This is a genomic window from uncultured Proteiniphilum sp. (assembly GCF_937873925.1).
Taxonomy (GTDB): Bacteria; Bacteroidota; Bacteroidia; order Bacteroidales; family Dysgonomonadaceae; genus Proteiniphilum.
Genome location: NZ_CALNAT010000248.1, coordinates 22,513 through 48,879, shown reverse-complemented (window position 1 = coordinate 48,879; position 26,367 = coordinate 22,513). Strand labels below are relative to the sequence as shown.

Annotated in this window: 19 protein-coding genes and 2 pseudogenes; 10 read left to right on the top strand and 11 right to left on the bottom strand. The window is 48.3% G+C overall.

Annotated features, from left to right (window positions below; genetic code table 11):
- The coding region (speA, locus tag Q0502_RS17595; RefSeq protein ID WP_298653663.1) for a biosynthetic arginine decarboxylase at nt 1-1,620 on the top strand (1,620 nt) is incomplete at its 5' end.
- A gap of 66 nt (nt 1,621-1,686) precedes the next feature.
- On the opposite strand, the gene Q0502_RS17590 is transcribed toward speA, so the two are convergent.
- Nucleotides 1,687-2,583: a cation diffusion facilitator family transporter gene (locus Q0502_RS17590; protein ID WP_298653662.1), complete on the bottom strand. Its 897-nt coding sequence runs from the start codon at nt 2,581-2,583 to the stop codon at nt 1,687-1,689.
- Between the two features lie 240 nt (nt 2,584-2,823).
- Here Q0502_RS17590 and Q0502_RS17585 point away from each other — a divergent pair, with 240 nt between their 5' ends.
- The 5 genes and pseudogenes from Q0502_RS17585 to Q0502_RS17570 all read left to right on the top strand — a co-directional run bounded on the left by Q0502_RS17585 (nt 2,824) and on the right by Q0502_RS17570 (nt 8,803).
- Nucleotides 2,824-4,968, top strand: a complete 2,145-nt coding sequence (locus Q0502_RS17585) for a S9 family peptidase (RefSeq protein ID WP_298653660.1) — start codon at nt 2,824-2,826, stop codon at nt 4,966-4,968.
- A gap of 167 nt (nt 4,969-5,135) precedes the next feature.
- Entirely contained in the window at nt 5,136-5,486 is a 351-nt protein-coding gene (locus Q0502_RS17580) for a DUF488 domain-containing protein (RefSeq protein ID WP_366521816.1), read from the top strand.
- A gap of 6 nt (nt 5,487-5,492) precedes the next feature.
- Nucleotides 5,493-6,791 carry a dicarboxylate/amino acid:cation symporter gene (locus tag Q0502_RS17575; RefSeq protein ID WP_298653658.1) on the top strand — a complete coding sequence of 433 codons (1,299 nt, stop codon included), beginning with the start codon at nt 5,493-5,495 and terminating at the stop codon, nt 6,789-6,791.
- Nucleotides 6,788-7,213 (top strand): annotated as a pseudogene (locus Q0502_RS19085) (Plug domain-containing protein); the annotation flags it as partial. The gene Q0502_RS17575 and the pseudogene Q0502_RS19085, both read left to right, overlap by 4 nt.
- Nucleotides 7,214-7,375: 162 nt before the next feature.
- Nucleotides 7,376-8,803, top strand: coding sequence for a TonB-dependent receptor (locus Q0502_RS17570; RefSeq protein ID WP_298653656.1), 1,428 nt, complete (start codon nt 7,376-7,378; stop codon nt 8,801-8,803).
- Nucleotides 8,804-8,855: 52 nt separating this feature from the next.
- Here Q0502_RS17570 and Q0502_RS17565 read toward each other — a convergent pair whose 3' ends face one another.
- From Q0502_RS17565 to Q0502_RS17555, 3 genes and pseudogenes are all read right to left on the bottom strand, one after another.
- On the bottom strand, nt 8,856-10,661 hold the full coding sequence (locus Q0502_RS17565) for an ABC transporter ATP-binding protein (protein WP_298653654.1): 1,806 nt from the start codon (nt 10,659-10,661) through the stop codon (nt 8,856-8,858).
- A gap of 144 nt (nt 10,662-10,805) precedes the next feature.
- Nucleotides 10,806-10,982, bottom strand: a pseudogene (locus Q0502_RS17560) (ATP-binding protein); the annotation flags it as partial.
- Between the two features lie 132 nt (nt 10,983-11,114).
- A complete protein-coding gene (locus tag Q0502_RS17555; protein WP_298653652.1) occupies nt 11,115-11,906 on the bottom strand; it encodes a lipocalin family protein in 792 nt (263 codons plus the stop codon).
- Nucleotides 11,907-12,492: 586 nt separating this feature from the next.
- Here Q0502_RS17555 and Q0502_RS17550 point away from each other — a divergent pair.
- The 4 genes from Q0502_RS17550 to hydE all read left to right on the top strand — a co-directional run bounded on the left by Q0502_RS17550 (nt 12,493) and on the right by hydE (nt 16,794).
- Nucleotides 12,493-13,680: a glutamate-5-semialdehyde dehydrogenase gene (locus Q0502_RS17550; RefSeq protein WP_298653650.1), complete on the top strand. Its 1,188-nt coding sequence runs from the start codon at nt 12,493-12,495 to the stop codon at nt 13,678-13,680.
- A 118-nt stretch (nt 13,681-13,798) separates the two neighbouring features.
- Nucleotides 13,799-14,572, top strand: coding sequence for a glutamate 5-kinase (gene proB / locus Q0502_RS17545; protein ID WP_298653648.1), 774 nt, complete (start codon nt 13,799-13,801; stop codon nt 14,570-14,572).
- Between the two features lie 171 nt (nt 14,573-14,743).
- Nucleotides 14,744-15,532, top strand: a complete 789-nt coding sequence (locus Q0502_RS17540) for a pyrroline-5-carboxylate reductase dimerization domain-containing protein (protein WP_298653646.1) — start codon at nt 14,744-14,746, stop codon at nt 15,530-15,532.
- A gap of 143 nt (nt 15,533-15,675) precedes the next feature.
- Nucleotides 15,676-16,794 (top strand): [FeFe] hydrogenase H-cluster radical SAM maturase HydE, encoded by a 1,119-nt coding sequence (hydE, locus tag Q0502_RS17535; RefSeq protein ID WP_298653644.1) that lies wholly within the window; start codon nt 15,676-15,678, stop codon nt 16,792-16,794.
- Here hydE and Q0502_RS17530 read toward each other — a convergent pair.
- The 7 genes from Q0502_RS17530 to Q0502_RS17500 form a co-directional block, all read right to left on the bottom strand.
- Nucleotides 16,766-17,203, bottom strand: a complete 438-nt coding sequence (locus Q0502_RS17530) for a SufE family protein (RefSeq protein ID WP_298653642.1) — start codon at nt 17,201-17,203, stop codon at nt 16,766-16,768. The genes hydE and Q0502_RS17530 overlap by 29 nt on opposite strands.
- Nucleotides 17,204-17,241: 38 nt before the next feature.
- The gene (locus Q0502_RS17525) at nt 17,242-18,252 is read right to left on the bottom strand and encodes a M28 family peptidase (RefSeq protein ID WP_298653640.1); all 1,011 of its coding nucleotides are present in this window, start codon (nt 18,250-18,252) and stop codon (nt 17,242-17,244) included.
- 157 nt (nt 18,253-18,409) lie between these two features.
- Nucleotides 18,410-19,924 (bottom strand): potassium/proton antiporter, encoded by a 1,515-nt coding sequence (locus tag Q0502_RS17520; RefSeq protein WP_298653638.1) that lies wholly within the window; start codon nt 19,922-19,924, stop codon nt 18,410-18,412.
- 13 nt (nt 19,925-19,937) lie between these two features.
- A complete protein-coding gene (locus Q0502_RS17515; RefSeq protein WP_298653636.1) occupies nt 19,938-20,843 on the bottom strand; it encodes an LD-carboxypeptidase in 906 nt (301 codons plus the stop codon).
- Between the two features lie 71 nt (nt 20,844-20,914).
- Nucleotides 20,915-22,873 carry a DNA topoisomerase (ATP-hydrolyzing) subunit B gene (gyrB, locus tag Q0502_RS17510; RefSeq protein WP_298653634.1) on the bottom strand — a complete coding sequence of 653 codons (1,959 nt, stop codon included), beginning with the start codon at nt 22,871-22,873 and terminating at the stop codon, nt 20,915-20,917.
- 357 nt (nt 22,874-23,230) lie between these two features.
- Nucleotides 23,231-25,030 carry a DUF4998 domain-containing protein gene (locus Q0502_RS17505; RefSeq protein WP_298653632.1) on the bottom strand — a complete coding sequence of 600 codons (1,800 nt, stop codon included), beginning with the start codon at nt 25,028-25,030 and terminating at the stop codon, nt 23,231-23,233.
- Nucleotides 25,031-25,052: 22 nt separating this feature from the next.
- The gene (locus Q0502_RS17500) at nt 25,053-26,354 is read right to left on the bottom strand and encodes a DUF4959 domain-containing protein (protein ID WP_298653630.1); all 1,302 of its coding nucleotides are present in this window, start codon (nt 26,352-26,354) and stop codon (nt 25,053-25,055) included.
- Nucleotides 26,355-26,367 lie beyond the last annotated feature (13 nt).

Genomic DNA, 26,367 nt, shown 5'->3' with positions numbered 1-26,367 from the left:
TATATCATCTATCCTATCAAGGTAAACCAGATGCGCCAGGTAGTAGAGGAAATCGTTTCAAGCGGAAAACGGTTCAATATCGGGCTTGAGGCCGGCTCCAAGCCGGAACTGCATGCTGTACTCGCCATCAATACCGACAACAACTCCTTTATCATCTGTAACGGCTACAAGGATGAAAGCTATATTGAACTGGCATTGCTGGCGCAAAAGATGGGAAAGAAGGTGTTTATTGTGGTGGAAAAACTGAATGAACTCGACCTGACCATCAAAATCGCGAAACGATTGAAAGTGAAGCCTAACATCGGTATCCGGGTGAAGTTGGCCAGTTCCGGCAGCGGTAAGTGGGAAGAATCGGGCGGCGATGGCAGTAAGTTCGGACTCAATTCAAGTGAATTGCTTGAAGCGCTGGAGGTGCTCAAAACAAACAATATGGGCGATTGTTTCCGGCTTATCCACTTTCACATAGGAAGCCAGATCACCAAGATACGCCGCATCAAGACGGCGCTGCGCGAAGCGGCCCAGTTCTATGTGCAACTGCATACGATGGGATTCAAGATCCAATATGTGGATATAGGGGGTGGACTGGGTGTCGATTACGACGGCACACGCTCCTCTTTCACTGAGAACAGTATCAATTACTCCATTCAGGAGTATGTGAACGACTCTGTATTTGCCTTTGTGGATGCGGCAAACAAGAACGAACTACCCCATCCCGACATCATCACCGAATCGGGGCGCGCTCTCACGGCGCATCACTCCGTGCTGATCTTCGAAGTGCTGGAAACGGCCTCACTACCGGAATGGCCCGATGATAAGGAGATAGAGGAAGAGGATCATGAGTTGGTGAAGGAACTTTACAACATTTGGGATACGCTTACCCAGGCGCGGATGCTGGAAGCATGGCACGATGCGCAGCAGATAAGAGAGGAATCCCTCGACCTCTTCAGCCTGGGCATGCTCGACCTGAAGACACGTGCTCAGGTGGAACAGCTCTATTTCTCCATCGTACGGGAAATCAATATCACCAGCAACCGGGCCAAGCATGCGCCCGAAGAGCTGCGGCAGCTTTCGACCCTGCTGCCGGACAAATATTTCTGCAATTTCTCGTTGTTCCAGTCGCTTCCTGATTCCTGGGCCATCGACCAGGTGTTCCCCATCATCCCGATTCACCGGCTGGATGAGAAACCGGACAGGACGGCCACACTGCAGGATATCACCTGCGACTCGGACGGGAAAATATCTAACTTTGCCTCGCAGGACGGGTTTCGATCTTCCTTCCTTCCGGCCCATCCGCTTAAAAAGAACGAACCGTATTATATCGGAGTCTTCCTGGTGGGCGCTTACCAGGAGATCCTGGGCGACCTGCATAACCTGTTCGGCGATACCAATGTGGTACATGTATCCGCCGGTGAAAACGGCTATAAAATAGACCAGGTGATTGACGGCGAGTCGGTGGCCGAAGTGCTGGAATATGCCCAGTACAATGCCAAGAAACTGGTTCGCACCGTAGAGACCTGGGTAATGAGTTCCGTAAAACAGGGGAAGATATCAGTGGAAGAAGGAAAAGAATTTCTTTCGAATTACCGGTCGGGATTGTACGGCTATACTTATCTGGAATAGACGGGCAGGCAGGACAGACTCCCTTACCGATGCTTTCCCGGGGGATCAGATTACCGGTCGGCCTTTTCAGCAACAGGACTTCATCCCGCAATCCTCATCCGCCACTTCAAACTCAATGGTGCTGTGTTGCACCCCCAACACCCGCAGTTTATCACGGACAAGTAATTTTAGACGCCTCTGTTCTCCTATCGGAAGGGCGTTCCGAAGTACCACATGAATGGTCATCACGTTATATTCCCCATCTACCGACCAGGCATGCAGATCATGGACGCCCTGTATCTCCCCGATTTCCAATATCGATCGTTTCACTTCTTCCATATCCAATTCCGTGGGGCTACCTTGCAGGATAATATGCAGGCTCCGGCGGATATTCCTGTACACATTAAACAGGATAAAGAGAGAAATGGCAATGGAAAGCAGCGGATCGATAAAAGGCGCATCTATAAAATACATGATACCCGCTCCTATCAATACGGCCAGCCAGCCCAGCACATCTTCCAGCAGGTGCAGCGACACCACTCTTTCATTGATCGAACTCCCTTTTCTCAGGCGGAAGACGGCCAGCCCGTTAATGATCACCCCCAGGACGGCAAGCAACAACATCCCCTTCACATCGGGCTGTTGGGGGTTAAACAGCCGGGGAATGGCATGGACCAGGATCAGGATACTCCCCACCAACAGGACCACAGAATTAATCACAGCGCCTAAAAGCGAAAAGCGCTTATAACCATAGGTGTAATCTTTCGTACGGGGTTTCTTGGCCACCTTTTGAAAATACCAGGATAATCCCAGCGAAAAACTGTCGCCCAGATCGTGTACGGCATCGGAAAGAATCGCCACACTGTTCGTCAGCAGTCCGCCGACAAATTCAATGATCGTGAAAGAAAGATTCAGGAAAAACGCTGTTCGGATGTTCTTCACATCTGCGTGCTCGTGGGGATGATCGTGATGATGTGTGTGCATTGTAGTTGATTCCTTCGGATTATAACAAAAAGAAAAAAAGAAAGTTCATTCCCTGTTTTTCAGGTAAATTATACCTGTTTCTCTTACAATTCAGACGGCTATTTTATACGTGTATGTTGTTTTCAAAAGAAAATCGTGTAAATTTGCCGTATGAAAGCAAGGCTTTTACAACAGAACCCATTATCCACTGCTTTGCCAGCAGTATAACAATATTGATTATCATACCCTAAAAAGAACGGCATGAAAGATCTGAATTTACTGATTATAGGTGCTATAGCGTTTTTAATTGCATCGTGCCACATTAAAAGAGAAGAAGTGAACATTTTAAAGCAATCCGATTTTCCCGCTCCTCCGGTAGCGGAAGTGATTCCCGACACATTTATCAACTTCGGGCAGCAACGTATCGACAACTACTATTGGGTGAAAGACAAGAATAATCCGAAAGTGGTCGAATACCTGAAAGCGGAGAACGCCTATACCGACAGCGTAATGGCTTCTACCAAAACACTTCAGCAGACCATTTTCGATGAGATGGTGGGTCGGATCAAGGAGGATGACGAAAGTTACCCTTCGTTCAAAGATGGTTATTACTATTACAGCCGTACCGAAAAAGGAAAACAATACCGTAGCTACTGCCGCCGCAAGGGATCAATGGAGGCACCCGAAGAGATTATCTTCGATGTAAACAGGATGGCCGAAGGAAAACCGGCGTTTATTTTCCGGGGTTATTCCATTAGCCCCGATAACAGCAAAGCCGCCTATTTCTATAACGAGACAGGCTCATATGCCGAATTCACGATGAAGATCAAAGACCTTGCTTCGGGTGAGAATGTAGGATTCTCCATGGACGGGGTCGCTTCGGCTGCATGGGCCAACGATAATAAGACTCTGTTTTATAGTTTGATCGACCAGACGCTGCGCTCCAACAAGATCTATCGCCGGATGCTGGATGCCCCCTCCGGCGAACTGGTGTACGAGGAGACGGACGCCCGTTTCGGCACCTACGTGTATGGAAGCAAAACCAAGCAGTATATCTTTATCAACAGTTCAAGTTCCACCACTTCCGAAGAGAGGTACCTCGCTGCCGACAAACCCACGGATCCGTTCAAAGTGTTCCTTCCCCGTGTGCAGGATGTGGAATATAGTGTTTATCCGCATAAAGATAAATTTTTCGTCCGTTACAAAGATAAGGAGTACCTCAACGGAATGATCTACGAGATGCCGCTCGCGGGCTATGAAGACCGTGCTACCTGGAAAGTTTTTATGCCGCATGATAAGAATGTGCGCATAGAAGGGATCGATGTCCTGAAAGATTATGTCTCATTGGAATTGAGGAAAAACGGCCTGACCGAAATTCAGGTCAGACCGGTTTCGGGCGAAGGTAAACCACAGACTATCGCTTTTCCTGAACCCGTCTATTCGGCATGGCTTAGCGGAAATCCCGAGTATGATGCCGTCACATTCCGGTATTCATACACGTCGCTCAATCGCCCTACCACCCTCTACGAGTACAATATCGAGACGGGGGAAACTGGGAAACTAAAAGAACAGGAGGTGCCCTCCGGATTCAATCCCGACGATTATACCGTGGAACGGCTCTGGGCGACCGCCCCCGACGGGGTACAGGTGCCGATGGCAATCGTTTATAAAAACGGACTGAAAAAAGACGGTAGTAACCCGGCGCTTATCTACTCGTACGGAAGTTACGGCAGCAGCTCCGATGTCTACTTCAGTACAAGCGTGTATAGCCTGATCGACCGAGGGTTCGTATACGCCATCGCGCAGATACGCGGTGGCAGCGATCTTGGAGAACAGTGGTACGAGGATGGCAAGTTACTGCACAAGAAAAATACCTTTACCGATTTCATCGCGTGCAGCGAGAAACTGATACAGGACGGCTACACCTCTCCCGGCAAGCTGGCCGCCATGGGCGGGAGCGCCGGGGGCCTGCTGGTGGGCGCCGTAACAAATATGCGTCCTGACCTATATCAGACTATCGTGGCACAGGTCCCCTTCATCGATGTGATCAATACTATGCTCGATGATACACTGCCGCTTACCACGGGAGAGTACGAAGAGTGGGGCAATCCTAACGAAGAAGAATATTACAACTACATCCTCTCCTACTCACCCTATGATAATATCACAGCGCAGGATTATCCCAATATACTGGTTACCGGCGGGATCAACGATTCACAGGTACTCTTCCACGAACCCACCAAATATGTGGCCAAACTACGCTCGTTCAAAACCGACGACAACATCCTGTTGCTACACATGAATATGGATTCCGGCCATGGCGGCGCTACAGGACGGTACGACGGCATCAAGGACACCGCCTTCGAGTTCGCCTTCATCCTGAACCGTGTCGGGATCCATAAGTAAAGCGGGATACTTGCGAACGCGGAAGTTCAAGGCAGGATAGGATTTCTGCTTCGGATATATCGATCAGTAAGAAACTGAAAACAGTAACTGATCAATATACGTTATAATGTGGATAGACAATTCAATGGGTTTGCCGGAGATAACTACGGCCTAAAAACGTGAATAGTATGATCCAAATCAAACGTGTATATGAACAATCGGGCGATAAAGATGGTTATCGTGTATTGATAGACCGGTTATGGCCCCGCGGCGTGTCGAAAGAAAACGCCCGGGTGGATCTCTGGCTGAAAGAGATCGCCCCGTCTACTGAGTTGCGAAAATGGTACCAACACGATCCGGAAAAATGGGACGAGTTCGGTAAACGATACCGGAAGGAACTCGCCGGAAAGAAGGAACTTTTACTCCAAATAAAGGATCTCGAAAAGGAGCACGGAACCCTCACGCTGCTCTTCGCGGCCAAAGAGAAGGAATACTCCCAGGCGGCCGTGCTGATCGACGTGCTAAAACAAAAGAAATAAGAGGAAATGCAGAAACTCCCCTTACACTGGAAGATAATCACAGGCATGGTGCTTGGCGTGCTGTTCGGCTTGCTGATGAGCGCTTTCAGTGGAGGAAAAGGATTCGTGATCGACTGGATTGCCCCATTCGGAACCATCTTTATCCGGTTGCTCAAGCTGATCGCCATCCCGTTGATCTTCGTTTCGCTGATAAAGGGGATATCCGACCTGAAAGATATATCGAGCTTCAAGAATATCGGCATCCGTACCGTCATCCTGTATATCAGCACTACTGTGGTAGCCATCGTCATCGGGCTGATGCTGGTCAACACGCTGCAACCGGGAACGGGCATGGCGGAAGAGACCATAGAGGAACTTACCCGCACCTATGCTTCGGACGAGTCCATCGCCTCTAATATCCATGAGGCCGTGGAACAGGAGAGTAGCCCGCTGAATTTCCTGGTAGACATGGTGCCCGATAATATTTTCGCCGCGCTCGGCAACAACAGCCTGATGCTACAAGTGATCTTCTTCTCGATCCTGTTCGGTATCTGTATGCTCCTTATCGACCCGGTGAAGGCGAGGCCGATCGCTTTAATCATCGACGGGCTGAATGCCGTGGTGCTGAAGATGGTAGACCTGATCATGTGGATGGCTCCCTTTGCCGTTTTCGCCCTGCTGGCACAGATTATTGTCAGCTCCGATAACGTGGAGATCCTGGAAAAACTGCTCTACTACGGGCTGACGGTCGTGCTGGGATTAATCCTGATGCTCTTTTTCTACCTGATCATCCTCTCCCTTTACGCGAAAAAATCACCCCGCTGGTTTCTCCGGGGAATCGTGCCGGCACAGCTGCTGGCTTTTTCCACCAGTTCCAGCGCGGCCACCTTGCCCGTCACCATGGAACGGGTGACCCATCACCTCGGGGTAGATAACGAGGTATCGAGCTTCGTCCTGCCGGTAGGAGCCACCATCAACATGGACGGCACCAGCCTATACCAGGCCGTGGCCGCTGTCTTTATTGCCCAGGCACTGCATATTCCACTGGAGTTTTCTGATCAGTTGACCATCGTGCTCACCGCCTTGCTGGCATCCATTGGGTCGGCTGCGGTACCCGGTGCGGGCATGATTATGCTGGTGATCGTGCTGGAGTCGATCGGCATCCCGGCGGATAAACTGGCCGTAGGACTGGCGCTGATTTTCGCGATCGACCGCCCGCTGGATATGTGCCGTACGGTGATCAATATCACGGGCGACGCCACGGTATCGGTGGTGGTGGCTAAATCGCTCGGAAAGCTGCACCCTACTGATCAACCAAAGACATGAGGTATCGTTTTGCTCCCCTGGTTATCATGGCTTTTCTTTCTTGTCTCGATGCGGCAGCACAAGACTCTACCCTTCTCCTCGAGGAACTGGTGGTGCGCGCATATCATATCGATTCAGGGCTGGACCGGGTACCGGGAAGTATCTCGGTGCTTTCGGGCGACGAGATCCGGGTGGGCGACGGCAATAACTTTGCCAATATCCTCCATGCCGTGCCGGGCATCTACATGCATAGCGGCACCTATGCCACCAGCCGTGTCGTGATCCGGGGTGTGGGCAGCCGCACTCCCTATAACACCAATCGCGTCAAATCATACCTTAACGACATTCCCATTACCTCGTCCGACGGCATTTCCGCCCCTGAAGATATCGACCTGCTGGGTATCGGACGGATGGAGGTGATCAAGGGGCCGGCCTCGGCGCTCTACGGCTCGGGCCTGGGAGGGAACATCAACCTGTACACGCCCGCGATAGATCGGAACCGCGCGCAGGTATCTCTGCAACAGGAGAGCTACCACACTACCAAGGCGGCAGCCGGGGGCAGTTACCGGGGTGCGAACCTCGGTTTATGGGGAAATCTGTCGCACGTGCAATCCGATGGTTTCCGCGAAAACAACCATTACAAACGTACTTCACTACTCTCGTCGGGATCATGGCAGCAACCCGCTTACACGGTGGAATACACATTGCTGCTGATAGACCTCGAAGCAGACATCCCCAGCTCTATCGGGAAGACGCTTTACGAGACAAATCCCCGGGCAGCCGCCGCCAACTGGAACGAAATAAAAGGATACAAGGAGTACCAGCGGGCGATCGGTGGCATCACAGTGGCAAACCGGCTTTCAAGCCGGTGGAATAATCGCCTCACCCTCTTCGGAAGGTGGGTCGACAGTTACGAACGGCGCCCCTTCAACAACCTGGACGATGGCACCTCCGGCGGCGGCATCCGTAACAAACTTACCTATCACGCCGACCGGTGGAACGCGCTGCTGGGACTGGAATGGATGAGTGACGCCTACCGATGGCAGATGGATCTGAACGGCGAACTGATCAACAAGAACCGGGAGAGGCGCGGCCACACCAACCTGTTCGGGATGGTTTACTGGCGGCCGGACAACCGGTGGAATATCTCGGTAGGCGGCGCGTGGAACAAGGTCGACTACCGGCTCACGGACCAGTTCCCCGCGAACGGAGACCAAAGCGGAAGCCGCTCTTTCCCCCTGATCTTCTCGCCCCGGATCGGTGTAAATTATGCGCCCTCGCCCCATCTGGCGTTCTACGCATCCTCCGGACACGGCTTCTCGATGCCCTCCCCCGAGGAGACCCTGCTGCCCGAGGGGGATATTAACGAATCTATTAAACCGGAACAGGGCATGCAGTACGAGGCGGGTATCCGGCTCAACCTGTTCAACAACGCCACCCGGCTGGAAGCATCGGTGTATCGGATCGACCTGGATAACCTGCTGGTCACCAAGCGGGCCACTGAAGACATCTTTACCGGGATAAACGCCGGGGAAACCCGGCACACGGGCGTGGAACTGATGCTCCAACAGCGGATATTCCACCTGTCCTCCTTTCCCGGCAGTCTCCACCTAAGCGCCAACTACACTTACTCGCGTAATCAATTCATTGATTTTGAGGACGACGGGAATATCTACAACGGCAACCGGCTCCCCGGGGTGCCTTCGAGTATTGCACGGGAATCCGTTCAATGGCAACCCTTCCCCTCGTTGCAGGTAAACGCGCACCTGCAACACGTCGGCCCCCAATACATCGACGACGCCAACACGGTCGAGAACGACGGGTATTTCCTGACCGACCTGAAAATAACCTACCTTATCCCTACCACTGGCGCCGGCAGTTTCGAACTTTTTATCGGGATGAACAACCTTACCAATACGCGCTACTCCCCCATGCTCACGGTCAACGCGCTGGCGTTTGGCAATGCCGAGCCGCGCTATTATTACCCTGGCATGCCCCGGCATTACTTCGCGGGAATAAACTGGCGGTTTTAGGGGGACGGGGCGGATTCCCGGCTATCTGGCAATGCCCGTGGGCGCTCCCGTATCAAACGGCAAGGGTGTCGAGCATCTTATTGAGGTTGAGGCTGCGGGCGGAGGCGTCGAATATCTTGCGGTACTCGCCATCCTGCTTGTAGAGCGATTCATGCGAGCCGGTTTCTACCAAACGCCCGTCTTTTAACACATGGATCACGTCGGCATCCACGATCTGCGATAGCGAGTGTGAGATAATTACTACCGTACGCCCTTCCTTAATGGCATCGAGACTCATCTTGATATGCTCGGCAGCAATCGCGTCGAGGCTCGCGGTAGGCTCATCGAGGAAGATTACGGGCGGATTCTTCAGGAACAGCCGGGCGATGGCGATCCGCTGTTGCTGGCCGCCGCTCAGGTTGAAAGCATCGGTATCGTATCCGTCGGGCAATAAAAGTACCTGATCATGCAGGAAAGCCCTTTTTGAAGCATCGATCACTTCCTCCCGTGTAGCCTCGATCTTCCCGTAAAGAATATTGTCGTAAATAGTTCCCTTGAAGATATGGTTCTTCTGCAACACCAGACCTATATTGTTCCGCAACGAACCGTTCTCATAGTCCTCCAGAGGAATCCCATCCAAAAGTATCTCCCCACTATCGGGTTGATAAAATTTGCATAGCAGGTTGATCAACGTGCTCTTACCGGCACCGCTCAATCCTACGATAGCGGTCGTCTTTCCTTTTTCAAGGGAGAGGGTCACATCCGAAAGCGCTTGCTTCCCGTTGGGATAGGTGAAAGTCACATCACGTACTTCAAATTCCCCCTGCACATTCTCCGCCTTCACGTCACCACCTACCTCCACCGCTTCGTCGTTGGCAAGCACTTCGAAAAAGCCGTCGGCATAGATCAGGGCATCGTTGACCTGATCATAGATACGATGCAACTGGCTGATGGGAGCCGATACGTTCCGGAAAAGCATGATATGCATCATGATGGCGCCGATCCCCATCTGTCCATCTAGCACAAGGAACACCGTGAGGATGATGATAAGCACCACCCCGATCTGCTGGATAAACGATTTCAGGCTCTCGTACACATAACTTGTCCGGCGGGTCTGCAACTGATTGTTCAGCATCTCCATCTGCACGTCGTATTGCTTCTTCCCTTCCGGTTTTTCCCGTACAAAACTTTTGATCACCGTGATGGAGTCGATGATATTGATCAGTCCGTGGTTCTTGCGTTCGCGTTGCCCGCGCAATTGGATACGCCATCCTTTCAACCGTCCGGCCTGTCGCTGGCTCACATAGAAGTAGGCCGGCACAATGATCGTCGCCAGCAATCCTACATAGAGATTGGCATTATACATCACCACAAGGGCGATAATGGCAGTGGAGAACAGGGGAAGTATATCGAGAAAGAAATTTTGCACCAACCCGATAAGACTCTCTATCCCTCTGTTGATCCGCGTTTGCAGTAATCCAGTCTGATTTCCCGGCTCAGAGAAAAAAGACATCCTGTAACTCAGTATCCTGTCTACCGCCGCCTGTGACAGATCGCTTCCCACCCGGATACGGATTTTCTCACCAAAATATTTCTGTCCGAACTGGATGCCGATATTCAGTAACTCATTGGCAAGCATAATGGCGGAGATGATCAGCAACAACCGCATTCCGTTTTCGAACGGATCGGGTTGTTTGAGCAACTCCTCCACGCGGTTGATCGTTTCGTTCACCAAAAGGGGATTTACCTGGGCGGCAAACGACCCGACCAGCGTAAGAAAAAGGGTTCCGGCGATCATCCTTTTGTAGGGTTTTACAAAGGGGACCAGGTTCCGGAAAAGTGCTTTAAAAGATTGAGTGTAAGTTTCTTTTTGAATCATCGGCAGTTGGACTTTGCAAACCGGAAAGGGTTTAAATTGACAGAAAAAATGCAATCGCACAAGATGTAATCTCCATGTCCGGACAAGATCTGTTATCTCATAAGTTATTTGTTGTGAGGCGCGGCACCGTGGAGCCGGGATGCTTCAGAGATACAGTGTAAATTGCGTATTTCCCGGAGCAGAGGTTGCCTCGATACTCCCTCCGTGGTTTTTCATGATCTGCCGGGAAAGGCTTAAGCCTATGCCAGAGCCGTTTTCTTTGGTCGTGAAGAGCGGGATGAAGATTTGATCCATTATTTCGGGCGGAATGCCGGGTCCATTGATTGATGACTGTTACGAAGTGGAACTTCCATTGGAGCCAATGTAGAAGAAGCCGTCGGCATCGCCCAACTCGAAGAGGGAATGATCCGATCGACATAAAACAATACAAACGAGGAACTTATTCGGGAGGATCTACTCTATTGTATAGACCGCATGATAGGTGATATTGCTTAATTTATCGGCGAAAGGAGATAGGTGGAAAGGAATCTCATCTCCGGCAATGTTGTCTTTGGATAAGATTAACTCGTTGCCGTTGAAATTATATTGATACGTATCATTCTCATGGTTTTCAACTGAGAGAGTAATCCGGTCGTTTTTCACGCTCCACTTCCCCGATAACCTGTCCATAATATCCACCATGAGATAGTCGGTTTGTAGTTTTCCTCCGTTCTTAAACTCAAGATTAGTGTAGGAAGTGAGGTGAGACTCGACCTTTACCACTGCTTGCTCTCCTTTTTTCATTGAAATTTTCGGCATGATTGCATTCACTTTTACTTGAAGAGATTTATCATTACCGTTTGCTATGCCTTCGGCATTAAGAATACCCGATGCGATATCGAATTCATACGAGTCCATCATGTAATAGTCACCATTTAAGTCTATCTCTAACTGTGAGCCAAAAAAGGTAAAAACCAGCTCACCGGAACGGGAGCAGAATTGATTTGTCGGCCAAACATTATAGAAATGATAGGTGAATGACGAGATGTTGAATTCTTCGTCGTCTACAAAGATGGTTCCCTGCCAAGGCTCTCCGAACAGATCGTTGAAGGTAAAATCCTGACTGGCCGTTATCAGGTAGGATCTTTCGGTTAATGTCCAATTTCCTATAAGATCGGAGTCTATTCTTTCGCATGAAATAATAACGAATGAAAATAGCAAAAAGGTGATCAGTTTGTGGAAAAATGATTTTGATGTTCGTTTCATAGGATTATTTAATTTTTGTTGGTACATAGAATTCGAAAAATCGACGGAGTCAATTGACTCCCCTTCGGCCGTCGAACGTTGTTTGACTCCTGCCCGGGCATACAAACGCTATTTTGCTAAGACTGCCCTTTTATTATATGATGTATAAGCGACTGAAAATGTTGCAAACAGATAGTTATATGATGTTAATATTTTTACTCCTGTAAAATAAATATGCTTAGAACCAAGCACTCCAGAACGTTTTTTCCATTCAAAAATGAGCTGAACACTTGGATTAATTTTGTTTCTTAAGAGTAGTGGCTCGACGATCCCGAGGTGACGCAACTTAACGAGAAAAAGGAGGCGATCTCCCTACTCCATCAATAATAAAACAATAGACAAACCTCTGATTTGAGAATAATTTGCTACCTTTGAAGCCAAAATACTTTCAATTATATGAGATTATTCTTCGCCATGGTATAATGCAAGCAAGTTTGCTTTCTACTCATTTGGCTTAATAGAATAGTTCTTTTTCATAGGATTGTTTCACAAATTATTATGCTCTCTTATGAGAGCTTTTCTCATGCTCTTTTCATGTAAATTAAATATGGAAGTCAAACTAAAAAATAGCGTTTTATCCTCTCTCGCGCAGCTATTAGAAACGAACAGGGAGAAAATCATGGAGGCCAATAAGGCTGATATGCACACGTTTCCCAATATGGATGATTCTATCAAAGACCGGCTCAGGGTGGATGAGAAAAAGATCGACGGAATGATCCGTTCTTTGGAGGAGGTCGCCTCACAACCCGATCCGGAAGGGAAAACCCTTTATGAATTCGTCCGGGAAGACAGGCTGCACGTTGTCAATCAAACGGTACCATTCGGAACGATCCTGATCATTTACGAATCACGCCCCGACGTCACCATCGAAGCGGCAGCGACCGCCTTTAAGGCCGGTAACCGTATTTTGCTGAGAGGGGGTAAAGAAGCGCGCCAGACCAACCTGCTGCTCACCGCACTGTGGCAACAGGCGCTCGCGGAACAAAATGCCAATCCGGATTACATACGATATCTCGATCTATCTCGCGAGGAAATACAGCACCTTATCAGAGAAAACAGTCATGGGGTGGATCTCATTATTCCCCGGGGTGGCGAAGGATTGATCCGTTTTGTGCAGGAGAATGCTTCGGTACCGGTCATCGTGAGTGGCAGAGGCAATAATTTTCTCTATGTGGATAACAATTCCGATTTCGCAATGGCTATCCGGCTGGTGTTGAACGGGAAAAAGCGTATCAGCGTATGCAACGCTATTGACAAGGTGCTCCTGCACAAAAACATCGACAAATTAGAAGAAAAACTGTCTGATCTGGTGACGCACCTTACGGAAAAAGGCATTGAGGTGTGGGGAAACAAAGAAATAGCGGCCCTGTGCAACAGGATCAAGGAAGAGAACGATGCCACCACGCTTTGCGAGGAATACTTGGCGCCAAAACTATACCTCTCTCTCGTGGATGGGATAGAAGAGGCCATTGATATGATCAACTGCTATTCCGGCGGACACACGGCAGTGATCATCACCCACGATGCCACGAAAGCCGTTGAATTTATGCAACAAGTAGACTGTGCTGCGGTCTACCACAACGCTTCATCACGTTTCACCGACGGGGGACAGCTCGGCGTGGGCGCGGAGATCGCCATCAGTACGCAGAAACTCCACTTCCGTGGTCCGTTGGGCGCGCAGGAATTAGTGACGAACAAATGGTTCGTATATGGAAACGGACAGATCAGGGAATAGGAAAGAGTGAAAAGGAAATTTTCTTAAGAACGAGAACAGAGTCAAGTTTACTTGCACTATGCCGGGTGAGGACAGAAAATCCGTGTAGTGACGAGAGAAGAAAGACAGAAAATAGAGTATGAAGAAAAAACTGATCATAAAAATCGGCACTTCCACGCTCACGGCAGGGACGAACCGGATATCATTCGCCGTGATAGAAAGCCTGGCACGGCAGATCGTGGAGTTGAAAGAGGAGTACGATATCGTGATCGTTTCATCAGGGGCAATTGCCACTGCGAGACAGTTTGTAGAGATCAACGGGTTTAACAAGCGGGTCGACTCAAAACAGGCGTTGGCCGCCATCGGACAGACCAAACTGATGGAGTTATACGACAGCATCTTCAGTACGTTCGGACTGAATATTGCGCAGATACTGCTGACTTACCGCGACTTTGAAAATCCAGTGGCCAATGAGAATACGCGTAACACCATTAAACGGCTCTGGCAGGTCGATTACATTCCTATTGTGAATGAGAACGATACCGTCTCCATCGAAGAAATAGTGCTGGGCGATAACGACAAACTCTCGGCGCTGGTGGCAGTGATCACTGAAGCGGATCTACTCATCCTTGTCTCTGACATCGACGGTATTTTCGACCGGAACCCTCATCTGCATGCCGATGCACAACTTATTGACGAAGTGTCCGATCTGAACTCCATCAGGGAATACATCGAAGAAAAAGAATCCTCACTTGGCACTGGTGGCATGTCGTCCAAAGTACATGCGGCCGAAATATGCATGGAACGTGGCGTAGAGATGTGGATCGTGAACGGTCAACGTGCCAGCTATATCACCAATGCCATGCACAACCGTATCCGGTTCACCCGGTTTGGCAAGAAGGTGGAAAGGTGATCAGGTGGGAAGGTGAGAAAATAATAAACTAAAAGTGAAAAGTGAAAAATCAGAAGTTAGAACTCAAAAGTTGATTATGTCACAATTTGTTGATTTACAAATGTACAGAGCACAAGACTTTTTCTTCTTATTTCTTATTTCCACGTTGTAAGTTCTTTAAAAGAATAATTAATGCAAGTGAAACATGGTTTTATAGGATTCGGCAATCTGGCCAAAGCGGTTTATCAGGGTTTGAAAGAGGAGGAAGAGATTGAGTTCGCCTACTTCGCCAGAAGCCGGAAAGAGGCGGATATACCCTATTACGGCAGGATGGAAGATCTGACCGCTTTTGCGGATGTGATCTGGTTGATGGTGAAGCCCCAAGATCTGTCCGCCGTTCTGGAACAATTGAAAACGTGCGACAGAGCGGGCAAGACCATTGTCTCTCCAGCTGCCGGAAGAAATATCGCTTTCATTGAGCGTTATCTGGGTAAAGAACAATTGGTCGTGCGTATCATGCCCAACCTGGCCATGGCCTACCGCAAATCGGTGACCGCTTTCGCCACCAATCAACCGGAAAACGAAAATGCGACAGAGATTTTTGGCCTGCTGGGAAAGTTGGGTAAAGCAGTACAACTGGAAGAGAACGGCTTCGACCTGTTCACCGCCGTCTTCGGCAGCGGTCCTGCTTTCATCCTCTCCTTTATCCAGATCTTCAAGGAAAAAATGCAGGAATTCAACCTCCCCGGACCGCTTCTCGACGAACTCCTGCTGGAACTCACACAGGGAACCACCCTCTATTTCGCCCAAAATCAGAAAAAGCACAGTATCGAAGAATTGATCCGAAATATCACCAGCAAAGGCGGTACAACCCAGGCCGGGCTCGATTATTTCCGTACACATGAAATAGGAAAACACTTCGAAGGGATACTCGATGCCGCCAGGAAAAGATCGGAAGAAATGAGTAAAAACGGTGATTAACAAAAAATTATCCCGGATAATGAATAATTAATCCCATCAAGCTTTTTTCAGAAGAAAATATGTAAATTTCCATAATATAGGATGCGCTTCGGATAAACTCAAACAAGTTTGGTTTATCTCTCAGCTTTCACTATATTTGAGGGATGGAAAAGACACGCATACAAAGCGATATCATGGACATACTCTCTTCTCCTTCCCTGAAAAAGGAAGATATTGTTCCTATCCTGAAAATGGGTTCAAAGAAAGAGATGGAGGCTCTGCAATCCCTGGCGATGGAGGTCAAACGGGAAAAGGTGGGCAGGGGGGTCTATTTCCGTGGGCTCGTGGAGTTTTCGAACGTATGCCGGAAAAATTGTTTTTATTGCGGATTGAGAAAGGACAATAAGAAAGTAAGCCGTTTTCGGCTTAGTGAAGAAGAGATCCTTAACACAGCCGCCTTTGCCCATGAAAATCGTTATGGTTCCTTAGTGCTCCAGTCCGGAGAAAATCAAAGCAAAGAACATATCGATTTTATCTGCAGGATAGTGAAGCGGATCAAGTCGCAGTACAACCTGGGGATCACCTTATCCTGCGGGGAGCAGAGTGAAGATACTTACCGCCGCTTCTTCAGGAATGGTGCCCACCGTTATCTTCTCCGCGTGGAGACTTCTTCTCGGGAATTATATGGAAAATGGCATCCGGACGATGGGAAACACAGGTTTGAAACCCGGCTGGATTGCCTGAGGTCTTTGAAAAACATTGGGTTTCAATTAGGTTCAGGGAGTATGGTGGGCGTACCTTATCAAACGTATGAGGATATTGCGGGTGATATTCTTTTCCTGCGGGACATGGAGGTGGACATGATGGGGATAGGCCCTTTCATCGAACATTCGGGAACGCCGTTCTACCGGAGTGAAGCTTATTCCATCCCCCGGGAAGAACGGCTGAATGTTACGTTGAGGATGATAGCCGTGTTGAGGATATTGCTAAAGGATGTCAACATCGCTTCCACTACAGCTCTGCAGGTATTGGACAAATTCGGACGCGAAAAGGGATTGATGTTCGGCGCCAACGTCATCATGCCGAACCTGACCCCCACCATTCGCAGGAAAGACTACCTTCTTTACGAAGATAAACCCTGCCTCGAGGAAGATGCTTTCCACTGCAACAGTTGTCTCTCAGCACGAATAGCCTGCGTGGGAGATACTATCGGTTATGGGGAGTGGGGAGACCCGCTGCACTTTTTCCGACGGATTAACCGTTCCTCTCCTCTTTGGCTTTAAAAGCGATGGCGTAAAAACGGATCTGTTTGATCACCGAGAGCAGTCCGTTGGAGCGTGTGGGTGAAAGATGTTCGGTAAGGCCTATCTCTTTCATAAAGCGCAGATCGGTGTTGATGATCTCATCGGGGGTGCGGCCGCTGAATACCCGCAGTACCAGTGCAAGCAATCCTTTCACTATGATGGCGTCGCTTTCCGCCTGAAAATAGAGTTTCCCCTGGCGGTAATCGGTCTGCAACCATACACGGCTCTGACATCCCTCGATTATATTTTCGGGTATTTTATATTTCTCATCGATCGGTTGCAGGGCATTCCCCTGCTCGATAATAACAGCATATTTATCCATCCAGTCGTCGTATATACTGAATTCGTCAATAATCTCCTGTTGTACTTCGTCTATGGTCTGAGTCATATCACTTTTTCTATCTTTTCGGGGAATATATTCCTCTCTTATTCTCCCAATTCTGTATAAATCACTTCCATCACTGTCTGCCCGGCTACCCTGAGGCTGTGCCTGTCGATATTGTGCATATCATCTCTGTGGGTATGCCAATGTGGAGCAAAACCCGTCTGGGAATCGGTCTTCAGATTGATTATATTAATGCTTGGTGCCCGGTGATGCCGGTTCACCGGCAAATGATCGTCAGTGATATATCCTCCGCTTTTCGGTGGAAAATAGTTGGCATATCCCAATTTTGCAGCAGTACCCCATACCTTTTCCACCACATTCGATGCATGCTGTATGGAGTATCCCTCTTTCAGAAAAGTGGCATTTGCAGCGCCCACCATATCGAGCAGGATACCGTAAGTTGCTTTGTAATTCTCCACATGCGGTTGCTCCGACCAGTATTGTGAACCGAGACACCACCAGTCTCCCTGTACCCAATCGGTATCAAAAGAAGGTTGTCCCCAATCTTCCAGATCGAAGTAAATGATATCGATTCCCACCTCCACCGGATGTTGTTGCAGATTGCGGGCAATTTCTAACAGTACTCCCACCCCGCTCGCACCGTCATCAGCCCCTGCGATGGGTTGTAGTTGCCTGCCGGCATCGGACTCCTCATCGGCAAAGGGGCGTGTATCCCAATGGGCAAAGAGCAATACTCTTTTCTCTCTTTCCGGGTGATAGCTTCCGATAATATTACGTATCGGCAGATTCTTACCATCGTAATGGGTGATATCCACCTTTTGTTCCGTCACCTGCGCTCCGAATCCGGCCAGTTTTGCCGCTAAATAATCGCCGCAGGCTTTATGCGCTGCTGACCCGGGTATCCTGGGACCAAAGTTCACCTGTCTCTCCACGAATGCGTATGCGCTGTCGGCATTGAATCCGGGAGAAACTTGCCGGTACGGGTCCGCTACTGCCATATTTTTATTGGACTGACAGGAATTACACGATAGGGAAAACAACCCTCCGGTCATCAACAAAATCAACAGGAAAAGACTGCCCGCTTGTTTCATATAGTTTGTCTATTTTCAGAGCCAAGAATCAAAACCTAAGAGAATATTTGATTAGTAGATTTACTGATGTGTTGATTAGCAGCTCATATCTACAATTAATTTCTCATTATCAAATCCACATATCTCACATTAGTCACATTGGCTCATTATCAAATCATTATTGATTCCTCTGATAAGAAAAATTCGAAATTCCTATATTTTGATAAGTCTCTCTCAGCGCCTCTTCATCGTCGGAGATGACCAGCAATTTATCCCCTGCATGCAATTCGGTTTGCCCGGTAGGCACAAAATATCGGTCTCCCCGTTTCACCATAACCACCAGTGTCTTGTCAGGCAAAGGCATTTCTATCAAATTCTTCCCATATTGTAACGTCTCTTCAGTGATCAGTATTTCCGTCATAGCCGATTTGATCTCTTCGGCAAACTCCACGTCAAAATCCTCAAATGCTTTATATCTCTGTGGTTTTTCGGCCAGCTTCAACCATTTTGCCACTATAGGCAAAGAAGTTCCCTGCACAAGGAGGGAGACAATGGTGATCACGAAAACAATATTAAAGATCCATCGTGCATCCGGAATTCCGGCAGCCAGCGGCAAAATGGCAAAAATGATGGGTACCGCTCCTCTCAGCCCCACCCATGAAATATAGAGATTATCCTTAAAACCGATTTTACGAAACGGAATAAGTGTAAGAAATACAGTCAACGGGCGCCCGATAAAGATCAGGAAGACGGAGATGATCATCGCCGGAACAATCACTTCGATCAATTCACCGGGGTTGACAAGCAACCCGAGTGTAAGGAAGAGCAATATCTGTCCCATCCAGGCCACCCCATCTATAAATTTCATGGAAGTCCGCTTATGCGAGAATTTAGAGTTACCGATTACCAGTCCGGCAATATAAACGGCAAGGTATCCGTTCCCTTTCAGATAGTAAGTAGCTGCAAAGATAAATATGCCCAGGGTCAATAAAAGAATAGGATAGAAAGAACTGTTATCCATACGGATACGGTTGATGATGGCCACCGCTCCTCTTCCCAGCAGATATCCCATTCCCGCACCCACTACCAGTTGTATCAGGATGGTAAGGATTACCATACCGATATTGGGGTCGCTTCCTGATTGAATGATACCCATAAAGATTATGGTGAGCATATACGCCATCGGGTCGTTGCTTCCACTCTCCAGCTCCAGCAACGGCCTCAGGTTGTTCTTAAGAGACAATCCTTTAGAACGCAGTATCCCGAATACCGACGCCGAATCGGTCGATGAGAAAGTAGATGCCAGCAGCATGGCTGTCAACAGGCTGATTCCCAAGGAGGGGAACATATGCCCCGACAACCAGTAAGTGAACAGGCCGGTAATAACGGCTGTAATAAACACCCCTAAAGTAGCAAGCATCACCCCGGGCCAGATAACCGGCCTTATCTCCGAGAATTTGGTGTCCAATCCGCCGGAAAAGAGGATAACGGTCAGACAGATAGTACCGATCGTTTGCGCAGTCTGCACATTCTCAAAAACCAAACCAAATCCATCGGATCCGAAAACCATTCCCACCACAAGGAAAAGCAACAATATGGGAACACCGAAACGGTGGCCCGCTTTCCCTATCAACATGCTGATAAAAAACAGGATGGATCCTACTAATAATAATAATTCAGGACTGATCGTCATCTTATGATAGTTTTTATTGTCTGAATGAAATAAATTCTTCCTCTACTGTCAATACGGCCGTTGCGCCCATGATCAGCGGAAAGTTCAGCCGGACATGTCCCACCGGAAAATTGAAACATAGAGGGAAATCATATCCATTGACCGCCTCCCGGATGGACTCCTGCAATGGGAAATACATCTGGCTGTCCTCCTCGTAACCGGTGAACCGGCCGACAATCAAACCGCCGATTCTCCTGAATACACCGGCAAGTTCCAGTTGATATATCATCCGGTCCACACGGTAAGGCGCTTCGCCGATATCCTCTATAAACAATATACCTCCGCGGGGGATCCTCGCGTATTTAGTCCCCAGCAAACCGCAGAAAACCGACAGATTTCCGCCGAACACCCTTCCCACAGCACTCCCTTCCCGATTCAAAAGGCGGCTGTCTCCCACAGGAATATGATAACTCACAGGTTGCCCGGCCAGAATAATTTTTGTATAACGTACCGCTATATCTTCCGCTCCTTCATCCGAAAAATGTTGTGCCATCGGCCCGTGAAGGGAAGCTATGCCATGGGCTTGTAGTGCTGCATGAAGGATAGTTATATCGCTATAACCGACTACCCATTTCGGATTTCTTTTGATCCCCGAAAAATTCAATTCCCCGAGCAGATGCGCTGTTCCGTAACCGCCACGGGAGCAGAGGACAAGCCTCACAGCCGGATCGTCGAATGCCTTTTGCAGATCGGAAAGCCGCTGCTCTATCGAACCGCTGAATCGCCCTGCATCGCACAAGGCGTTTTCGCTGATTTCCGGACGAAGCCCCCAACTCTCCAGCATAGCCGCTGCGTCCTGCACGACGTACCCGTCAATTTTTCCCGCAGGAGAAAGGATGACGGCTCTATCGTTGAACTGCAGTGACGGAGGTCGCTTCATCTGATTTTGATTTGAAAACGGGTAAAATTAAACAACCCCCGTTTCGGCTGATAGCACTATGCCCGCATCACTTATGCATCGATATTGGCATAGGTGGCATTCTCTTCTATGAACTCCCGGCGCGGTGCTACCTCTTCACCCATCAGCATGGAGAAGATAATATCCGCATCGGCGGCATTTTCAATCGTCACCTGTTTCAGCGTACGGTTCTCCGGATTCATCGTTGTGGCCCAGAGCTGTTCGGCATTCATCTCTCCAAGACCTTTGTAACGTTGCGTATGGATGGCGTTTTCGTTACCGTCGGCATATTTGTCGATAAAAGCCTGCCGCTGCTGATTGTTATAGCAATACTCCTCAATTTTACCTTTCCTGCAAAGATAGAGTGGCGGAGTGGCAATATAGACATACCCGTTTTCTATCAGCAGACGCATATAGCGGAAGAAAAAAGTAAGGATGAGGGTATCTATATGGCTGCCGTCCACGTCGGCGTCCGTCATCAGAATAATCTTATGATACCTCAGTTTCTGTATATTGAGCTCTTTAGAATCTTCCTCGGTTCCTATAGAAACACCTAAAGCGGTATATATGTTCTTGATCTCATCGCTTTCCAGCACCTTATGCGGCATCGCTTTTTCCACATTGAGAATTTTACCGCGCAATGGCAGGATAGCCTGGAATATCCGGTTACGTCCCTGCTTGGCTGTACCACCGGCAGAATCACCCTCCACCAGAAAGATCTCACTCTGCACCGGGTCTTTACTGGAGCAATCGGCCAGCTTCCCGGGCAATCCCGCGCCCGACAGGGGCGATTTACGCTGTACCATCTCGCGCGCTTTACGGGCAGCCTGACGGGCTGTAGCAGCCAGGACCACCTTCTCCACAATCACCCTGGCTTCCTTCGGATGCTCCTCCAGATAATATTTCAGAGCCTCCCCTATTGCCTGGTCCACGGCCCCCAGAACCTCATTGTTACCCAGTTTTGTTTTGGTCTGCCCTTCAAACTGAGGTTCGGCCACTTTCACTGAAAGCACGGCTGTGATTCCTTCGCGGAAATCGTCGCCGCTGATCTCCACTTTCACCTTATCGAGCATCTTGGAGTCTTCGGCATACTTCTTCAGTGTACGCGAAAGACCGCGTCTGAAACCGGTGAGGTGTGTTCCGCCTTCAACAGTGTTGATATTGTTCACATAGGAAAAGATATTCTCAATATAAGTATCGTTGTAAGTTAATGCAATCTCAATAGGAATACCGCTTTTCTCGGTAACGATATGGATGGGCTCCTGAATAAGTGAATCCTTATTTTTATCGATGTACCGGACAAACTCTTCCAGTCCCGTTTCGGAGTAATAATGTTCTGTCTTAAAAGCGCCCTCCTCATTGAGGATCCGTTTGTCGGTCAATGTAAGCGTAATACCGGCATTCAGGTAAGCCAGCTCGCGAAGACGAGTCGACAAGATATCATACCGGTATTCCAGAGTAGTAAAGATAGAATCGTCCGGTTTGAAAGTGATTACGGTTCCGGTCTCTTTTGTCTCTCCCACAATTTTCACATCGGCGAAGGGTTTACCCTTCGAATATTCCTGTACATAGATCTTGCCATTTCTATGGATCTCGGCTTTCAGATAGATAGAGAGTGCATTCACACAGGAAACACCCACTCCGTGAAGTCCGCCCGACACTTTGTACGTACCTTTGTCGAACTTACCCCCTGCATGCAATACGGTGAGCACCACCTCAAGCGCCGATTTCTTTTCCTTTTCGTGATAATCTACCGGGATACCCCGCCCGTTATCTTTCACCGTCACCGAGTTGTCTTCGTTGATGATTACATTGATTTCCGTGCAGTATCCGGCCAACGCTTCGTCAATGGAATTATCCACTACCTCATACACAAGATGGTGTAACCCCTTTTCGCTTACATCCCCGATATACATTGCCGGACGTTTCCGTACTGCTTCAAGCCCTTCGAGCACCTGAATATTTTGTGCGGAATAGCTTCCGCTTGCATTTTTTTTCTCTTCTTCTGACATCTCTTTTAATATGTATTAAAAATATCTGTAAATCAGATACTTATTAAATATTTCGCCTGTCTTTCAAAACTGAACAAAAGTACGAAAAAATAGTCATTTTTCCAACCTATTTTCATTTTTTTAGAACATTCGCAGGAAGCTAAATGAACGGGGACAGGCTTACTTGAACTACGTCATAGCGGGCAAATAACTGATTTTACGGAACAATTCTGTTGAGGCAAACGAACATATCCCTAAAAACGACGGCAGGCTTTCGAAATCGAAAGCCTGCCGTTTTTCATAAAATACAATTCTCCACATTATCCAAATTACTTATCCGAAAAAGATATAGCAATCGGGGTGGGTTCTCGCCTTATTTTAGTTTTTTGTGAACCTGATGTCTGCCACGTAAATTACAACCTGCTTATTAGCGTCATAGGTAAAAGAGCTGGGTTCATGACCGATGTTAAACACGATTACCCTGTTTCTGCGGTTCGAATTGTCTCCGCCATCGTTAGGAGTCATATCGATGACGTATTCTCTCCATTCGTTCTGTATCTGATTCGTCTGTATCCAGTTTTGCTGTGACTGTGATACATCCCAGTTTTGCTGTCCGTAAATGCTGTTGTTACCGAAGTTCCACATATAATTCATAGGCCGGATCCAGGGTTGAAGGAAAACATTATTACTGCCCGCCATGATAGATGCCTCGGTTCCGCAAAACATTTTGAATCGCAATTTCTTATAACGTTGGTTATCGTACCGGTACTCTTTGGGGAGACACATGGCAAACGAACCGCTCCTCATGCGGATAACGCTCTTGTATATATTACTTCCATCGCTTTGTATCAGTTGCTCAAGGTGCAAATCAACAGGTTGACCATTCACTGTCTCATTTTGCGGATCGAACTTGCCTATATCGGTAAAACCGCTTCTGGGCAAAAAGGCACCCGAGTAGTAGTTATACATCTCCCAGTTATTGTCTACTACTTGTCCTTTCACAAAAAACTGAGGTTCAATGAATACAGTTTCAGGATACAAAGGATCGTTATCCTGAACAAGTTCTACCACACCGGTTTCCACGTAAGGCGCCAGAATATTGTCAAGCCCCATCGATTTAGGAATATAACGGATATGTTGTAACTGTCCCGATTCGAGGATATCTTTTAAAGAAGCTATGCTCGATATACTTATGTCGGCTGGTTTTTCAACACGAAGCATAAACGGTTGCCAGGACCCGCCGCCACTTCGACTTTTCACTCCATTACGGTTATACTCCAGCGTGGGAAGAACATTTGCCAGACCGGCGCCGGTAAGATCAAGCGATCTCAGGTTAGGAAAGTAGAACAAGTCGGATAAGGTTGCAGTATGAAGGGGATAAGTCAGGCTTGTGATATTCTCTACTGCCTTAGCCGTGAAGGTGGTGATGCCGTTAGCCTGCAATACAGCTGTTTCGGAGGGTGAAAACTGTGTATCGCGCGTAGGTATATTGATTACCAGCTGCTTCGACACTATTACAGTATCAAGAATCTTTGTCCCGTCGCTCAGTATGGGAACGACCTTGTAATCTACATCAAGCGTCAATTCTTCACCTGCTGCCAGATTGCCGCAATAGAAGCGGGGGGTGGTTACCTCGCCGCGCTGCACGGCGCCGTCCTTGTCGGTATATTTATATGACAGGCTGTTGTATTCCATCACTACCGAGTTTAATCCGTTCGGCCATTCCACTACCATTGCCGAGGGTGAGATGACCAGCTTCGGAGAGGCGATACCCATCAGTTCCCTGTCTAGCTTTGTAAAAGGGATCAAGGCTATTTCCTGGGGTACCGACTTGTTGCCGTAATCATCTTCGGTGTAAACGTAGAAGCGGTACAGTTTGGTCTCTGTCAGTCCGGTCACATTCACCCAAGAACATACCGAGTCGATATAATGCTTTTCTCCATCATACTCCACCACGGTTTTGGACGCCTTCCCCAGCTTAAGCTGGCTGGAAGGTACGCGCCCTGCTTTCATCAGGTCGATTTCAACCCTTTCGTAACCTATATACCCGATTATGGTGTCGAAACCAGCGGGATAAATTATTTCCCCCGCGTAATTTTTTATATTGTCATATTGATCATCGCATGATGCCAGAACCAACATTACTATAGACAAAAGTGTAAGTGATAAATGTCTCATAACTTTTTAGTTTAAAGTATTGCTAATTTGCTTTTTTTCCGAAAAGCGTTAATTCCGACATACAATTGGCACCGGTCGACGAATAGTTATCGTCGAAACAGTACAACCCTTCATACCTGAACCAGCGCGTTGGTTGTGTGTATTGCGGGTCGTCGGGATAAAAGTATGCCATATCACCGGCTTCGCCCATTTTCACTATCTGGAGGTCGCTGACGCCCTGCGGGATTGGAGTCCGCTGTGTAGTGAGCGAATCCCATCTTTCGGTTTGCTCGTTGAAAACATACAGGCGGAATTCACCGCAGTTTTCAGCACGGTAGTATTGTCCGCGTTCGATATTGGCAAGTCCGCCGGAATGCCGCTGCACGGTGATGACCCTGCTAAGCTGATAGTAATCTCCCAGGTCAATAATAATATTCCAGGGCATGTTTCCGTCACGTGAAAATCCTGTTCGCCCACGGCTTCCGGTATGAAAAAAGTTGAGATTGTCGCCCCTGTCGATAATGCCGTCTATCAGCTTCGACATGCGTCCTTCGAGGTTATCGCCGAACATGGCAGGCACGCCGGTATTAATGACCTTGCCCTTTATAGTCACCGTAGAATCGTTGGCATTTGGGATCACCCACATCGACTTGTCAAGTTCATTGTCTTCCAGCAGGAATATTTCCCCGAAAGGAATGTCTTCAGTTGAGTTCCCGTAATGATCTTCTACACGTACGCTCACTTCTACAGGCTCTGTAGATGCAAGATCTAAGTCTTGTATAAATCTACGCTCTTTCAGCATGTTTGACGAAAAAACCGAAACAATGTCTCGCAATTGCCCATTTTGGGTATACTTAAATGACACATACACATTTATCAACTGGTTCAATTCATTCACCCAATCAACAAGGAACGAGCTGAATCCCGGTTTTACAGCAAGGGTTCTGGCAACCCTGGTGATGGAAGGCTCAAGCGGTGTGATTTCAACCGAAACTGTTTCCGAACGGTTACCTGCGCGGTCTACGCTATAGAGCTTTATGCTCTTTGAATCGGTACTGCCCAGCCCGATTACGTCGAGCGAATCAGTATAGAACGACGAGGTGAAATAGAATGTTTTCCCCTTATCATTGGTATATTCGGCATTGACACTAAGCAAATCTTCATCGGCCGGGATAGTATAGAAAAACCTTGCACCCCCGTAAAGCGGCTCCCATCTGATGATGGCCGGTTTACCGGGAGGGGTGGAATCACTCTCCGATGACTGGAATCTTGAACCTTCCTCACAAGCGCAGATGCCTAACATAATAGCCAGCGCCCATATCCACTTATATATTTTCATCTTCATATATATATTATAA